Here is a 16,072-nt window from a genome sequence, read left to right on the forward strand (position 1 = left end):
TTGGAGTCCTCCTTAATTATTTTTTTGTTACATTTAAACTATTTTCAGGAAATGGATCATTTGTATGCCAACTACCATGCACATAATGATTCCCTTTTCTATCACTACCAAATCGAATACCTTTCGAACCATATTCATACAATGCTCCATAATTTCCTTGAGGGAAAGTGTATTGGTTTACTGTCAATGGAACATTCCAGAACCCCTTTCTTAATGATGGATCTAATTTAAAGCCCTCTGGAATAAGAAATATCGGTACAAATGCTGTTTTTAATTTAGTTACATCAGCTATATTTACACGTATATACGCATCTACTTTATCTCCCTTACGAACTAAAAGAATATTGGTTTCTGCTCCAAAAGCACTTTTATATGCAGCTTCTACTTCATCAAGCCCTGTTTTTTTGTAAATATACGTGTCTTCTTTTAAAGCAACTTCTTTTCCGTTTACTAAAGGAATCTCTGAAAATTCTTTAATACCATCAATATGTTGAGGTTCGGTTAAATTCACAACATTCGTTGTAAACGCTACTTCTTTCCAATCAGTCCAATTTGAAGGAATACCACCAAATTGACGAATAAGGACAGTCCTTTCTGTTTGAAACAGCTGTCTGACTCCCCCAGGGTCTTTATTAACAATCAAGCTACCAGAATTAGGTAAAGGTTTATTTTCAACTCCTGTAGCTGGAATCGAATAGATTCCTGGTTCTTTAGCATTATTTAAGTCTGTTATTTCAATATTTTTTCTAACAAACAATCCATTTTCTGTTGCTGTTTTATTTACAAACCTAGAATCTGCTTCATCTTTTGTATAAAAATCTGCAGCATGTAATTCTTCCAAGGCTTGATTCATCGCTTCTGTGACAGTTCTTCCAATAGTAGTGATAGAAGTTTCTGCATTTTCTGCAATTTGAGAAATACGTTTTTCTGTATTAGCAATAGTTTCACTAATTTGGGCTTTTAATTTAGTTATTTCAATAGTTATTTCTTCTATTCTTGCAACAACTACATCATAATCAGAATTTATCTTTTTTAACGCATCTTGATACGCTTTATTTAACTTTTCAACTAATCGATTGTATTCTGTAATAATTGTTTCAGCTTCTGGAGCATCAATATCAGCATTCCCTTGTACAATTATTTTAAAGCCACTTGTCGTGTCTCTTTTTCCACTTTTTTGAAATGAGAAATACGCTCTTTCATATGTTCCTTCCACACTAAATGCTTTGCTTGGAAACGTATAATCGAATGTCCCTTTTCTTAATCCTTCCGTTGTCGAACTAATATTATCAGAGTCAAATACTTTTACTTTTCCCCCAGCTGGCTCACCTTCAAAAGTAAGAACTCCACCTGTTAAATTAGCTACTTCATCGCCTCGAGTAATATTTATAGTGATTGTTTGTAGTCCATCATCACCCACTCGACCATAAACGATTGGCGGTAATATAGGATCTTTCAAAAAATCTAAGTTCAATACTTTATTAGCCATCATTTATCACCTTTTCTAATTTCGATTCTAATTCAGTAATTCTTTTTTCTTGCGATTCAACTAACTCAATTAATTGCTTGTTCGTCAAACTGTTTAACATAATTTGTTTATTAACATCAATACTTAAATAATTATCAAAATCACTCTCAATAGCTAAAAAAGGTGAATATTGAGCAATCAATCCTAATTCTCGTTTTGATGAAGGTTGTTTATTTATATCTTTTGTTCGATATTTTTGTTTTCGATCAAATTCTACAAAATTTAGTTTTTTTGTTTCTTCTATACCATCAATTTTTGTCTCTTCAATATTTTCTTTTAGACGAATATCTGATTGGTTTAAAATAGAATAACCATTCATATTCAAATTAGAATAAAATCCTAAATTTACATTGTTATATACCGTAAACTTATCTGAAACTCCTGCATTTTTTAAATTAGCATTTTTGATTTCGCCTGAACCTCCTACATAACTTCCTCCCATTATTAAATTAGATATGTGGGCTCCTGCTGATGAGGCCGCTATTTTACGTATATAAATTCCATTTGTATTTTCTTGTACAGCTATACATCCTATATTTCCTACATTAACATTCATTGCTAATTCTTCTTTACCTGTCTTTACATCTCTTCCTCGACCAAGATACCCTAGCGTTGTTGTCGTATTTTCTTTATTAATACTTACGCCATCGCTATCTAAATCCATAACAGCTACGCCTTTTGAATCATAAAGAGTAAATCTTACGCCTGAAACAGCATACCTTAATACATTATTATAATAGGTTTTGATTGTACCATCTCTTAAAATTATTTTGCTATAACCATTAGAATTAGTAATTACTCCACCATCAATTGTTGAACCTGTAATAGCAACACCGATAATATTTATTGCTCGAAGTGTTCCTGTAGTCATTCTGTCTGCAACCATTGCACCATTATTAGTCATTGCTAAACCGTATGAACCATTGTACCCAGTAGAACTAAAACCTAAGCCTCCCACATTCCAACGCCAAACCTTTTTAGCTGTTTTAATGTCTGTAGTATCCATAATTAAAAACTCTTGAGGATCAGCCAAAGAAGGATAAATAACAACATGTCCTTTTCCTGGATTTTTAATTATATCTGTAGCTTCTTGTTGTGCTTGTTCTAACCAATTGATTTTATTAGTGACTTGTTTAATCTCTTCTTTTGATTCTTCTATTACTTTAGCAAAATCCGTTCTACTCTCTCCTAATTCAATTGATTCATAACGATCAAGAGAAACGTTCCACACTGTTTTTACAATTTGAGCAGTAGTATTAATTTTTAACTGATTAAAAGTAATCGTTACCCAATCACATAGATCAATTTCTTCTAAATTTTTTAATTGAGTATCCATTACCGAACTTGCTAAATCGACATAACTTGCTTTAATACTTACTTTTGGTACACCGACTTTATTTGATTTAATATAACTTTTAACCATACTTCTTAAAGTAGTAACGTCTTTTGGTTCTTTATCACTAAAATCCACCATCTGGATACGACGCTCTGTATAGTTATTTACATAATCGCTATCAATATAGATTTCAGGTAATGTTAAAATTTCCTCATCATCGCCTGTTCCTATTTTGGCCCAGCCATAAATTGAAGTATAGGTATTTTCTATAGACTCTTCTTGTGTAATATCGGTTAAATTTTTGCCATAAGCAATAACAATATTGGTTTTTTTGCCAGCTTCAACTAATAATTTGACTTGATTATTATCAAATAAATATTCTCCACCAAAATTATCTAAAATTGAACCAGCAACACCTCCAAGCGCTTCTTGAGCATTTTTAAATTTTGAAGGATCGGTAAAATCAATTGATGATTTGGTACCCACATCACTAAAAAAAGAAAAATCTCCTTTTGGCTGCATTCTTTCTTTCAAATAATTTAAAGCAGTTTGAGCAGGAATATTTTCATGTTTTATCCCTATTGTCACAATAGAACGCAATAATTTATAACGATAATGTTCACAATAAACAGTAACTATTCCATTTTTTGGTTTAGTGATTTGAGCAATTTCAAATTTTTGTTTTCTGGCCACAATCGTCGGTCCAGCATTAGCTGTAACCCATCGACCTACTTTTAATTCATTGAATAACTTACCATTTACTGGATATTCAAAGGTCAAATCATAAATACCATTCTTTTCTCTAGTTACTAGTGGATTAATCGCTTCTGTTAAAGGTCCCAATCCTAAAGAATTCCAATCGTTATTTTTCTTTTCATATAAAACTATAGTACTCATACTGCTAATGTCCTCCAATTCGGTATAATTTTAAAACTATCAATATAGCTGTAATTAATCTGATTTTGGCCTGGTTGTAATGTGATTGGATTATAACCATCATCGTTTAAAAAACAATATTTTGTAACGTTTATCCCGTTTTCTTTGTAAGCAATACCATGCTCACAATCTAAAACAACTTTTCCTACACCAACCTCTTTAGCAATTCTAAATTGCTGACCATTAATATAAATATTACTATCTTGTGTACTACTTGTTTTATTGAAACTAATTATTGGCAAACTTGAAAAAGCTTCTGGATTCGTAATAATTCCATTGTTTGAAACAACTATTTCTTTGTTTCCATCCAATCGAAAAACAAAGGGCTGACATTTAAACGAAAAATCAATATCTACCCATTCTCTATGCTTATCTCGAGCGGTTATTTGGCTATACCCTAAAGCTTGATAGTAATATTCTCCTTGTTCGCTAAAAATTAATGGCGAATAGGATTTATCTAAATATAGCCATGCAACTATATTTCTAAGTTGCATGGCTATGGTTGTATCTTTTTCTTTATAAATGCGAACAGGGAAAACTTTTTCAATATCTTTTCGTTTTCCCTTATCGTAAATGACATCAGAATCAAGACCGTCAACTTCTATAAAGTCTAAAGCAGTTTCAGGAATAACAAATTCTAACTCATTTCTTATTCGCATTCGAAATTCATTTGATTTTCTTCCTCTAAATTGAAAGTGAGGATAATTGGTTAAATCTATTTCAAACGCCCCCTTGTTTGTCGCTCCGTAAGTATTGCTAACCGTTCTGATGTCTCTTCAATAGATTTATCTGACGAAAGGTCTGCTTTTTCAATATTAAAATGAAATACTGGTCGATAAGATTGCGATTGATTCGTTGTATTATTAACAATTTGAGAACCAACTGATGCCATCCCTATTTTTGAAGTGCCTAAAGCTATCTCAGGAGTCACATTTGGCATTAAACCAGTTATTAATTTATCCATAGCAGAGTATGCATTATTGGCATCTTTTTCAATACCAACAGCAATCCCTTGAGAAATATAACGACCTACGTTATCTCGGAACAAACGAGATGGTGAGTGAATTTCCGCTTTTGCTCTAGCAGCTCGGTCAGCTTGCTCTACAAGAGCATTCGCTGCTCTTGTCACTTCTCCTAACGAAGCATACATTCCTTCTGCTAAACCATAACCAATCATCAATCCAATATTTCTCATACCATTTATATTAGACATTCCAGCCGTTAGTACAGCTTGCATTAAAGAAATCATTGCACTAGAACCCATCGGGATAGCGTTAAGTATTCCTTGTGCAATATTTTGTGCGGTTTGTTGCCCGATGATTCTTCCTTGATTTTTCATCTTATTTCCAGAAGTAATAAGAATATTTACAATGCTTAACATGGAGGTTTGAATTTGAGCTCTCATTGCATTAAATGATGTAACTACTATTTTTGTACTACTTGCCATGCTTTTAATTTGTGCACTAGAACCAGCTACCATATTACTAATTTGATTTTTTGTAACATTTGCACTTGAAGATACTCTCATTAACCCAGAAGAAACACCACTAAGAGCGTTTTTTACAGAATCAGAAACTTTAGTTAATGAGCCAAAAGAATTGCTTACATTATTCAAAGTAGCTGAAATAGTCATCACTTTAGCATTAAATGAAGTAATCATCGTCTGAATCGTCATCAATGTAGTTCCTATTGACATCGCTCTTGAAACAAATAAATTAAAGCTAGCACTGGCCATATTTAAGTTTGGTGGAATTGTCATTAATTGTGCTCTGAAAGTTGTTATATGGATATTTGCTCCAGATAAACCAGCTAAGCCCATAACAGCTCGTGAAGCAAAACTAGCAAAGCTACTGGCTACTTCGTTCATTTTAATTGGTAAATTACCAATACTATTTGAAAACACGGTCAAAATATTAGGTAGCATTTGCAAAGCAACAGTGGCTGTCTGACCAGCCGTGGCAATCATCATTAAGCCTGTTCCAGCTTGTTGTAAGCCTGGTCCAGCTGTGGCAATACCAGAAGCAGTTATTGCTGCTAATCCTGTTGCAGTTGCTGCTAATGTAGCACCTAAATCTCCCAATTTTAAATCAACAAGAATTTTGATCCCTTGTGCCATTTGTTTAACGCCTTTTCCAGCGTTTAAAGCAGCATTTCCAATAGAATCAAAAATACCTGCTATTCCATCTAAAATATTTTTAACAGTGTCTCCAAAACTTTTTACAACGTTTGAAGCACCATCAAAAACTTTTTTTACATTATCTCCAAAAGTATTAATTACATTTCCTGCTTCAGTTAATATATTGCTAATTTGTGTTCCTAATTCCTTGATAAGATTAGTAATAGAATCGACAATAGGTTTAATTTCTTGAATTAAAGTTTGAAAAGCTTCTACTATCTTACCAAGTATTGGTGCTATTGCTTCAACCATTTTTGTAATTTCTGGAACAATTGGTGTTATCGCTTGGATAATTTGGCTAATTGCATTACCAACAATTGGCACAAGCTGTAAAAACGCATCCGCAAGAATTTGGATAATTGGTGTAATGGCTGTTACAATTTGAGAGATTGCTGAACCAAGTGCTGATATTACAGGTGGTAATGCACTAATAACGGTTGAAATCGCTGTTCCTAATGCTGTAATTGCTGGAGCAGTTGCTCCTATAGCAGTTCCTACAGCTTCTATTGCTGGCGACATTGCGCCAATTGCAACTCCGACGGCAACCACTAAAGGTGCTAAGCCAGAAAGAGCACTTGTAATTATTGGCAGAACACTAGATACTGTTACTATCGCTTGTGCAAATGCTCCTATAATCGTTGTAGCTACCATTGAAAAAGCTGTTCCTATAGCATTGATTATTGTTGCAACGCCTTCTCCCTGCGTAGCTAGTAACGTTAATGCGGAAATGATTATTCCTATTCCTGCACTAATACTAATTGCTGCTACTCCAACAGAAGCGCCAAGTGCTAAAATATTTGCAGGTCCTGCCAATCTCATAGCTTGACCTATCCCCTTAAACGTTGCCGCCAAACCAGCCCCAATACCTTTCGCAGCAGTTGCTACTCCAGTAAGTGCTGTTTTTATTCCTGTTCCAATACCTGTTGCACTTGCTTTAATTGCATTTCCAGATGATTTTACGATGTTAGATAATCCGCTAAAAATTTGTGCAATTGTACTTTTTGAACGACTAATGCTTTTTTCTGCTCCAGTCATTCCTGTTTCAACGTTTCTTCTAAAAGCGTTAAACGGATTGAATGATTGAATAAAATCTAACCCTTTCATACCAGTTTTAACAGCTGAAAAACCGACAACTGTTCCCACTAAAACATTTGTAAATGCTTGAATAATTTTAGGATCTAATTTTGATATAAATTCCGCTACAACTTGAACTCCTCGAGCAATGACACTTATAACATTTCCTATCGCTGTTCCTAGCGTTGACCAAATGGAGGCGTCTCCGACTGAATCTGTTATTTTTTTAAACGCATTACTAACACTTTCAATTGCATTTTTTACATTTTGGATTGCTCCTGTTTCGCCTAGTGCTGTCATAAATTTCTTTACAATATTTGCACTAGCGGTAATAACACTATTCAAAGCAATAAAAGCTTTGCTGATTGTAGAAACCCAAGCAGTTGGTCCTCCCGAAACGTTAGAAAAAACCGCCATTACTGATTGTATCGCTTCTTTTACATTTTTAATTGCTTTAGAGGCGACTTCTACAACTGTGTCTATCGGTTTCGATAAGTCTTTACCTGTAAGCTCACTCAAGCCTTTTTTTAAGTGATCTACAGCTAATTTAGTAAAAGTTGAAAATAATTCAGGTAATCCTTGCAAAATTCTTTTTACCATAGGAATAAAATTCCCGAAAAGAAATGTTGAAGTAGTTGTGGCTAAATCATTTAATTCATCTTTTATATCTTCGCCAATTGCCAACTTTCCTAAAACATTTTGCATTGCTGCTTTCATTGAAGCAAACGAACCGCTCATTGTAGTTGCTGCTTCCGCAGCTGTAGTTCCTGTGATTTTTAAGCTATCTTGCACTGCATGAATCGCTTTGACCGTATCTGCAAAATCACCAACCGTATAATGTTCCCCAGTTATTTTTTCTGCGTCTTTCATCAAACGTTCCATTTCAGACTTCGTACCGCCATAACCTAATTTTAGATTATCTAACATGGCGTAATTTCCACGAGCCAAAGATTGGTAAGTTTGCATTATCAATTCCATATCAGTACCCATTTTATTAGCGTTATCTGACATATCTCTTACGGCTACATCTGCAAGATCAGCTGCTTTTTTTGTGTCACCACCAAGACTACTAATCAAGCTTGCTGAAAATGAGGTAACAGTTTCCATATATTTATTTGCTGAAACTCCTGCTGTTTTAAAGGCTTGATCAGCATTTTTGGAAACTATTCCCCAATCATTATCACCAAATAATGTTTTTACACCACCAATGGACTGTTCAAGCTTTGCTCCTTCAGAAATTGCACTAGAAAATGAGGTTTTTATCGCATTTATAGAAGCCGTAATTGCTGCCGAAGCAACTTTCAAAAGTCCCATTGACACAACTAAATTCTTAATTGAAATACCTGCACGACCGCCTACATCTGTCAATTGATTCAGTCGATTATTTAATGAGGCTACACCTTTACCATCTACTTCTACATCAATTTCAACTCTTCCATCACTCATCTTCTTCACCTACCTTTTCATCTGGCAATGCATATTTTTTTTGGAGCTTTTTCATTCGACTTTTCTCTCTGGCGGATTCGCCTTTTTGAGGTTCCCAAGTACGAATTTGTATAATTTTTGCCAAAATAGTATCATCTGGCAAACTTTCCAATAATGCTTGAAATTCTTCCCATGACATTTTTCCTTGTTCGTCAAATAAATTAATCCCTATTTGACGAAAAGAAGCATAAATATATTTTGCATCATGTGTTAAATCAATAACTTTCTTTCCTTTTTTTATTGGTAAAGGATTCCCTAAACGATCAGTTGCTCTATCTACCTCTTCATTTAGATAGATATACTTTTTAAGAATGAAATTAAAAAGTAAGAACTGTTGTTCTATCGTTCCTTCAAATTCTTTTTCAAAGCCACATATCAACAGTTCTAAACTCATATTCATTTTTTCTTCTGGAAACAAATTTTCATCCGATAATATATCAAAAACATCTAAAACATTATCAAAAGATAGATCAAGCGGATATTCTTTGCCTTCAAATTCAACTGTAGTGACCAACGGATCATTTAACCGCATCTAATCACCTATTTCTTTTTCTTGTTTTTCAAGGCTTTCTTTTTCAATAAATCAGCTTTCTTTTTAGAAACAGCATCTTGTCGTTTAGCAGATTCATTAGCTATTTTTTCCGCAACTTCAAATTCTAAAGTTTCGAATAAATCTAATAATTGTTCTATATCAGTATATTTTTCATAAATTTCTTTGAAAGCTCCCTCTCCCAATAGGGCATCATACTTAACAGTCGCTAGTTCTTCGGACAATTCAACAATTAACAACGTATCTTCTTTTGTTGGTTGATCAATATTTTTAATTGATTTTAGTTTTTCTTCGCATTCTTTTACTTTTGCTTCGTATTCTTCCTGTGCATCAAAAAAACGTGTCAATTCTTCAACTGTTGTTCCAAAGAAAAATTCTAATTCACCGATTTTAATTGGAAAACCTCTTTTTTCTATTTGAAATTCCATCAATCTTTCTCCTCTTGTTTTTTAGATTTTTTTGAAGTAGCTTTCGCCCCATCGTCAGATTGAGAAGCAAGCTTCTCAACTGACGGGGCTAACCTTTTGGGGTAACTGTTGGCAAGGTGTCAAATGTAATTTTGCAACTAAATTCTTCATACTCTGTAGCATCTCCAGCACCAGCTACAATATCTGTAACTGTTGCTCGACCAATCACTGTATCACCGTTTGTTTGAACAATTTTGTGCCAAACCTTGCGTTCTTCTCCTAATTTATATTTTTTTGATGCAATCAATTTTTGTGCTTTATCTTCAGGATCATAAAATCCTTCTGGACTATATGAACCAGCCACAGAGGTTACAGTTGTTTCTGGTGTACCGTCTCCATCGTAAAAGCCAGTGTCATCTGTTTCTTCATCCGTATCATCACCAATTGAGCTAATATATTTTGCTAATGGTAACCACGTTTCTGCTTCTTTAGCTGGAGCAGTTTCTTCCCCTGGTGTATATTCAGCAATATAATGTTCTCTCAAGGCATTTTTCTTACGTGCAAAATATTGTAAATCCATTTTAATCATGTTATTTTTCCTCCTTAAATGTGGTTAATTTTGCTTGAAAATCCAATAAAAAAACGAACCAACCTTGCTCATCAGCTTCACTAATGTAAGGTCTGTTCGTGATAGTTAATTTATTAAACTCAAACGATTTATTTTGACTAGTTAATTCTTCAATATCTTCTAAAACATCCGACAAAAGCCACAATGTTTGTTCAATTTTATTGCCGTCTTTTGATTTCATGGCAATTTCATAATTTAATAGTTCGTCTTTGATTCCGTCATAGTATTCCGTTTCAACCTTACCACCAGGCAATGGATAAATAACTAAGCTTTCCACTGCCGAAAGATAACCTTTTCGAATATTTAACGGTAAATCAGGTATCTGATTTATTTTTTTATTTAAGCAATCCAGAAAATCCATTATTTAATTCCTGCTCCTCTCAAAAAAGCTCGTTTCCAATCCGCACCGTGAATAGAATTGGCTTTCAAATCCCATCGTTTTCCTGTACCTGGCGTCGAATACTTCTTGAATATCGCTTTTCCATTTGTACCATAAAACTGTGCTTTTGCATAAGGAGTATCATAAATAATTTTTGAGGCTTCACTATTTAAATGAGCACTACCTCTTAAAATGCCTCCACCTGAACTTCTAGGAACATACGGATTCATGTCAGCCATTGCTTGATTACCTAGAGCATACCTTCCTCGCTTCATAGCTTGTGGGCTTACTTTAGCTCTAATACCAGTAAGATCAACTTTAACACCCATCAAATCACCTCTAATTCATAAGAATAAACAGTGTTTGAATAAGCCTCTGAAATTTTCTCAATTTTAGTGATAACGTGTTCTTTGCCATCATAAATAACTAATGATTGTTCTTTAAATTCAGGCAAAGGGGTTGTCAAATCCTTATAACAGAAAATCACTGCATGATAGAGCAATTGTTTCCCACTTGAAGAAAAAGTGTACTGACTTCCTCGATCAATGCGACAATTTTCTATAATTGCATATTCTCCGTAAATAGGTTTATTATAGTCACCTTCTCCTAAATATTCTCGATAAATAAAAGAATCTACTAAAAAATCAATTGGTGGTTTTGACATTAACATGATAAAACACCTCGATATAGAAGCCCTGTGCTTTCAAGATAAATATAGACATCTTCAGCTACTAACGGTTTATCTTTTCCATTTTCTGTAGATTTGTTAGAAATACTCGTTCGTCCAGCAGAAAAGCTTTGCGGAGTTTTATTCAAACTTTCACTGCTATCTCCGCCAACTTCATAAAAATAAACAATTTGTGCACATAAAGCTAATTTAAATTTTTTAACTCTAAATTCAATTGGATCATTTTCTATTGAATGCACTTGATAAAAATTATTTGTAATATTATCTAAAACCGAAGCTGCTTTTTTGTAATATCGATCGAACAAATCAACGACTACTTCCCTACCTGTTAATTCTGTGAATTCTTCAAAAGTTAGATAGCTAGTCATTACTTTGACCTTCCTTTTTTAACAATTCAATCAAATCTTCTTTCTTATCTGAGGATTTATACGGAATATTTTTTTGTTCTAGGATATTTTTTAATTCAGAAACTTTCATCGATGAGTAAGTAACCCCATCTGTTGATGGGGTTACCCTTTTGGGGAAGAAGATAGCAAATGTTGAATACCAATAATTCCAATTTGTTTATCTTCATAAACTTTTTCCCAATTGTTAGGTTTGGCTAAATCTTTATTAGTAGGTGTAATTTCTCCTGATTCTCTATCAGTATTTGTAAATTTAACGCCATAAGGGTGCATCGTAAACGCTCGTCTAGTGTAAACTTCATCATTTCCTTTATTTGCTACACGAGCAGTTTCAAAAGTAGTTAATTTAGCTGGATTACCTGTATTCCGACCAATAGAACCAGTTGAAAATAGGTAAGTAGTATAGACTTTTGAATCTCCTGAACCTGTTGAAGGAACATTATCATCAATAACTACTCGATAACCTAGGTAAGTAGGAATGTTTACTTCCCCACGAGCATCTGGAATAAAAGCAATTAAGTTTTGTTTTTGCAAAGTAGTATATACAGCTGAATGCATAACAATCATACTTAATCTACCTGCTGAATCGCCTAATAACTGTTTCGCATCTAATACTAAATCTCCTGAAATTCCTTCTGTTGGTTTTGATAATAGGTGCGTGTCATGCAATGCCCCACCATCTGCAAATAAGCCGTTTAATACAGAAATAAGCACACTTTGTTCTCGACGCATCCACCAAGAAGCAATTTTACTCATCAAAGCACCTAATGGATCATCACCTGAAATAACAGCCGATAATTCGTTAACTGACCAACCACGTCCACGATACATAACTGCTGCAATATCTGCACTTGCTGTAATTTTACCAGTAGATAATGCTTTTTCTCCGTCGCCTAACGTTTCGTCCTCTCCGTCTAAATCATTCCAGAATGGCATATTAACCAACAGACCACCTGATGTAATATTAGCTGATACGCTAGGATCTGATACTGCTACTCCTGATTGAATAAGCGCTGATTTTTCTTCAGTAAAGTTATTCATATAAGTGTTAAATACTTCTGGTGTTACCACATCTAATAATTTTGTAATTTCGGTTGTCATTATTTATTCTCTCCTTTAGTTAAAAAATTAGTTAAATTAAAGTTTTTAGATTTCATTTGTTGTCCTAATGACCCAGAAACTTCTTCGGTTGCAGATGGATTCCCGCCTACAAAAATTCGTGGAACAGAAGGCGTATTTTCCTTTTCTTGAAACAAGAAATTTTTATTTTCTTTTAACGCATCTAGCTGTTCTTTCAATCCTTCTAAACCTTCATCTGTCACTTTTATTGCTTCTTTGTCTAACAACTGTAATACAATATCTTCATCACGAGCATTAACCTCTTTTAAAGCTAGCTTAATTGCAAAATCTTTTTGTTGCTCAGCAAGTTTTTTTTGCGCATCTTTTTCAGCTTCATTAAATTTGTTCTGTAAATCAGTTAATTGTTTCGTTAGTTCTTCATTGCCTTTAGCTGATTCTTTCAATGCGTCTAATTCGGTTTGATTCGAATCAAGTTGCTCTTTAAATCGGTCACGCTCTTGTTCTGCTGTAGCAAGTTTGCTGTTTAATTCAGTAACCGTTTGGCCATGTAATCCCATCACTGAATTAATTTGTTCATCTGTCAATCCAAGTTCTTTTAATTGTTCTCTCTTCATTTTTCTCTTCCTTTCGTTGTTTAACGAGGCTACGCCCTCGATGGAGCAGTTTATCTTTTACGCCTTAACAAGCTAAACAAGGCAAAATAAATAGCCTAGCCAATGACTAGACTTAAAAATCATCATAACGAAAATCTTTTAATAACGTATTAATTGGTGTATAAACTTTTTCACGAGCATAATTTCTTGCAAGATACTCATTTGAATTAACTAATTCTCGTAATCTTGCTTGGTTTGCTCTTACCTTTTGTTGCCAATATTTAGCATTTTCAGTTTGATCTAAAGCATCAGAAACCATGTGATTCTTTTTGAATTTCACAATTTGACGTTCTAATTGTCGTTGACGATTTGTCAATTGAGCTACTTTTTCATTTTCTTTGGCATCGATTTTAGGCTGATTGTTCGTGTTGACGCCAGGAATATACGGAATATGCAAATGTTGGCAATTAACGCCTCTGTGACCGCCTGGAGTACCGTATTCAGCATTCCAATAAGGATCATAAATACTTCGATATTTGCAATTAGGAGGCAATTCAGACATTTCTCTCAAATCAACAACATTTCCTTGTATTTTTGAGCACGCCTGTCTTGAACCCATATGGCTCGTCACAACAACTGTATGAACATCATACTCGCTCATGCGGTCTTTTCTCAACGTGTCGTAGGTATTTGATAAGGTAGACTTTAAAACCGTTCTAATATAACGTTCTAAGCTCCACGTATGCCCCCCTTTATCGATAAAAGCAGACTTAATCCCTTTTTGCGCCCATTGTTGAATCGTTCTTGCTAAAGCTTCTTCAAAAGTAAATAAGCCACTATTAAATGCAGCAACTGTCTTATTAATGATGTCATTATACATTTGAGTTGTTGCCGTTCCATAACCGAAATTCGTAGATAACAACGTTTGGTTAACATAATTATCAATATCTGACCACACTTGATCATGGTAAGCTTTCATAACATTAGACAAGTTGGTTGGCAAAGGTTTTGATTTATAAGGTAATTCTTTATCGACATCTTTTATAATTTTTTCTCCTGTATTTTCAAACATTCGTTCAATTTCAGATTCAGCAATTCCTGTTACTTGAGAAATCACTTTGACGGTTTCCTTGTTAAACAAGTGTAATTCTTGTAGTTTTTCTCTTTGCCATTCTAATATGTCGTCATGCCCATTATTTAATCGCTTAATGAGAATCCGTATTAATTCTCCTTCTAATGATTGATAAAGGTGTGCCATGTTAGAAGACCACAAATCTAATTGATGAGGAGTAATCATTATTCCTCATCTCCTAGCTCTTTACTCATCTTCTCTTGTTCAAACTCTTGATAATCTACTTCAAGCGTTTCTGCTCTAATTTCATTGATTATTTTCCTAGCTTCTTTTTCAGTAACTCCAGTCAATTTTTGGATAGCATTTAATTTTGAGGTTAAACCAGCAGTCACTAACTTTGAATAGTAGTCCGCTTTTGCATCTTGTGATTGAAAAATACCATCATCAAAATCAATATTTATTCCTAAATTTTCTACTGGGGAAATCAGATCATAAGCTGTCGCCAATTCAAAAATTGTGATAATCAGCTCTTTCAACGCTTCTTCAACGATAAGGACATTGTCTGAACGTGTAGAAAATGTTTCAGAGTTCTCACTAATAATCTCTGTTGCTGTTTTGACAGATTGACCATCAAAACTAAACGTACCACTAGAAAAACCTGTTTGTAATTCTATAATTCGCAAGATAAAATTAATACTTTCTATAAATTCTGACGAACGTAAAGAAGGAGCAAACTCATCGATAAAAGGTTCATCTGATTTGAGTTGTTGAAAAACAGACGTTTTACTATCAAATCGCTTAATAGGAATACCATTCTTATCATATTTAACTCTAAAAAAGTGATATGATACTAAGATTCTTCGTTTTGCTTCTTCAATTTCCCACATGAATTCATCGTATTTTTCATTAATATCTTTGAGTTGACGTTTGGCATTATCGATAATTCCTAAACTTAAAGGACTATCTAAATTAATATTATTTTTTCCTGCCAGTTTAATATAAACAAATAAAGGTCTGCTAAAGCCTTCCAAAACGACTTCTTCTTGTAAATTCTTGTATTTATCCAGATAGTCTAACGGAATCCTAACGCCTACTTGTTCCTGATATTCAGAGCGATATAGCTCATTTCTGATAACATACTTTCCGTTTTCCCATTCGTGAAACTCTAACAAAGTATAATAAATAATTTTTTGTCCTTCTGCTTGTTGTGTTAGATTGACAATAACAGCTTCTGAAATATCATTTGTGTTTGATTGAAGCGGAAAAAAAGTATCTGCTCGACAAAAAGCAATCTTTATCTTTCTTGTATTGGCATCTACATAAGGTCTTAAAGCTAACCCGCCAATTGCATATCCAGCTTCTAGCTCTTCGCCAAAATTTTTTCTGAATTTGTTTTCAGCAAACACAGATTGGAGAAATTTGTTAGCTTCTTCATCATCTAAACTGATATTACAACCATCATTGAACACTAATTTAGATAATTTTCTGGCAACCACTTTAGATACATTTAATGAATGAAATGGTCGTTTTTGTTCATATCCATCACTATCGATATAATGGACATCCTTAAAAATATTCTTGTAAATACGTTTATTGCTTTTTATGCGCTCTAATTCAACTGAATTCATAGCAATTTTAGGGTGATCTGTTATATTGTCCAACGTTTCTACCATTCTTATTTTTGCACCTCCTATCTTGAATAAAGCTTTTAATTTATTAAACATCTTCTCACCTCT

16 protein-coding genes are annotated in these 16,072 nt (G+C 33.8%); all 16 read right to left on the reverse strand.

Features of this window, described 5'->3' with window-relative positions; translation table 11 throughout:
- Positions 1-16: 16 nt before the first annotated feature.
- Positions 17-1,489 (reverse strand): BppU family phage baseplate upper protein, encoded by a 1,473-nt coding sequence (locus IGJ04_RS02040; protein ID WP_438839839.1) that lies wholly within the window; start codon positions 1,487-1,489, stop codon positions 17-19.
- Positions 1,482-3,761: a phage tail spike protein gene (locus IGJ04_RS02045; protein ID WP_438839840.1), complete on the reverse strand. Its 2,280-nt coding sequence runs from the start codon at positions 3,759-3,761 to the stop codon at positions 1,482-1,484. Before IGJ04_RS02045 ends, IGJ04_RS02040 begins: the two co-directional genes overlap by 8 nt.
- Positions 3,758-4,459, reverse strand: coding sequence for a phage tail protein (locus IGJ04_RS02050; RefSeq protein WP_438709741.1), 702 nt, complete (start codon positions 4,457-4,459; stop codon positions 3,758-3,760). Before IGJ04_RS02050 ends, IGJ04_RS02045 begins: the two co-directional genes overlap by 4 nt.
- A gap of 56 nt (positions 4,460-4,515) precedes the next feature.
- Positions 4,516-8,496, reverse strand: coding sequence for a phage tail protein (locus IGJ04_RS02055; RefSeq protein WP_438839841.1), 3,981 nt, complete (start codon positions 8,494-8,496; stop codon positions 4,516-4,518).
- Positions 8,489-9,067 carry a Gp15 family bacteriophage protein gene (locus tag IGJ04_RS02060; RefSeq protein WP_438709743.1) on the reverse strand — a complete coding sequence of 193 codons (579 nt, stop codon included), beginning with the start codon at positions 9,065-9,067 and terminating at the stop codon, positions 8,489-8,491. Before IGJ04_RS02060 ends, IGJ04_RS02055 begins: the two co-directional genes overlap by 8 nt.
- An 8-nt stretch (positions 9,068-9,075) precedes the next feature.
- Positions 9,076-9,513: a hypothetical protein gene (locus tag IGJ04_RS02065; RefSeq protein WP_016632593.1), complete on the reverse strand. Its 438-nt coding sequence runs from the start codon at positions 9,511-9,513 to the stop codon at positions 9,076-9,078.
- Positions 9,514-9,601: 88 nt separating this feature from the next.
- Positions 9,602-10,081: a phage tail tube protein gene (locus IGJ04_RS02070; protein WP_070363852.1), complete on the reverse strand. Its 480-nt coding sequence runs from the start codon at positions 10,079-10,081 to the stop codon at positions 9,602-9,604.
- 1 nt (position 10,082) lies between these two features.
- Positions 10,083-10,481: a minor capsid protein gene (locus IGJ04_RS02075; protein ID WP_016632591.1), complete on the reverse strand. Its 399-nt coding sequence runs from the start codon at positions 10,479-10,481 to the stop codon at positions 10,083-10,085.
- Positions 10,481-10,828: a minor capsid protein gene (locus IGJ04_RS02080; protein WP_016632590.1), complete on the reverse strand. Its 348-nt coding sequence runs from the start codon at positions 10,826-10,828 to the stop codon at positions 10,481-10,483. Before IGJ04_RS02080 ends, IGJ04_RS02075 begins: the two co-directional genes overlap by 1 nt.
- Positions 10,828-11,169, reverse strand: coding sequence for a putative minor capsid protein (locus tag IGJ04_RS02085; RefSeq protein ID WP_016632589.1), 342 nt, complete (start codon positions 11,167-11,169; stop codon positions 10,828-10,830). Before IGJ04_RS02085 ends, IGJ04_RS02080 begins: the two co-directional genes overlap by 1 nt.
- The gene (locus IGJ04_RS02090; protein WP_033918994.1) at positions 11,163-11,555 is read right to left on the reverse strand and encodes a hypothetical protein; all 393 of its coding nucleotides are present in this window, start codon (positions 11,553-11,555) and stop codon (positions 11,163-11,165) included. The genes IGJ04_RS02085 and IGJ04_RS02090 overlap by 7 nt, the downstream gene beginning before the upstream one ends.
- Entirely contained in the window at positions 11,548-11,664 is a 117-nt protein-coding gene (locus tag IGJ04_RS02095) for a HeH/LEM domain-containing protein (RefSeq protein WP_016632587.1), read from the reverse strand. Before IGJ04_RS02095 ends, IGJ04_RS02090 begins: the two co-directional genes overlap by 8 nt.
- A gap of 32 nt (positions 11,665-11,696) precedes the next feature.
- On the reverse strand, positions 11,697-12,692 hold the full coding sequence (locus IGJ04_RS02100) for a major capsid protein (RefSeq protein WP_172759938.1): 996 nt from the start codon (positions 12,690-12,692) through the stop codon (positions 11,697-11,699).
- The gene (locus tag IGJ04_RS02105; RefSeq protein WP_192189247.1) at positions 12,692-13,285 is read right to left on the reverse strand and encodes a phage scaffolding protein; all 594 of its coding nucleotides are present in this window, start codon (positions 13,283-13,285) and stop codon (positions 12,692-12,694) included. Before IGJ04_RS02105 ends, IGJ04_RS02100 begins: the two co-directional genes overlap by 1 nt.
- A gap of 112 nt (positions 13,286-13,397) precedes the next feature.
- Positions 13,398-14,561 carry a phage minor capsid protein gene (locus tag IGJ04_RS02110; protein ID WP_438709744.1) on the reverse strand — a complete coding sequence of 388 codons (1,164 nt, stop codon included), beginning with the start codon at positions 14,559-14,561 and terminating at the stop codon, positions 13,398-13,400.
- The gene (locus IGJ04_RS02115; protein WP_438839842.1) at positions 14,561-16,060 is read right to left on the reverse strand and encodes a phage portal protein; all 1,500 of its coding nucleotides are present in this window, start codon (positions 16,058-16,060) and stop codon (positions 14,561-14,563) included. The genes IGJ04_RS02110 and IGJ04_RS02115 overlap by 1 nt, the downstream gene beginning before the upstream one ends.
- Between the last annotated feature and the right edge of the window lie 12 nt (positions 16,061-16,072).

This window comes from Enterococcus sp. AZ050 (assembly GCF_051715085.1).
GTDB classification, from domain to species: domain Bacteria; phylum Bacillota; class Bacilli; order Lactobacillales; family Enterococcaceae; genus Enterococcus; species Enterococcus faecalis.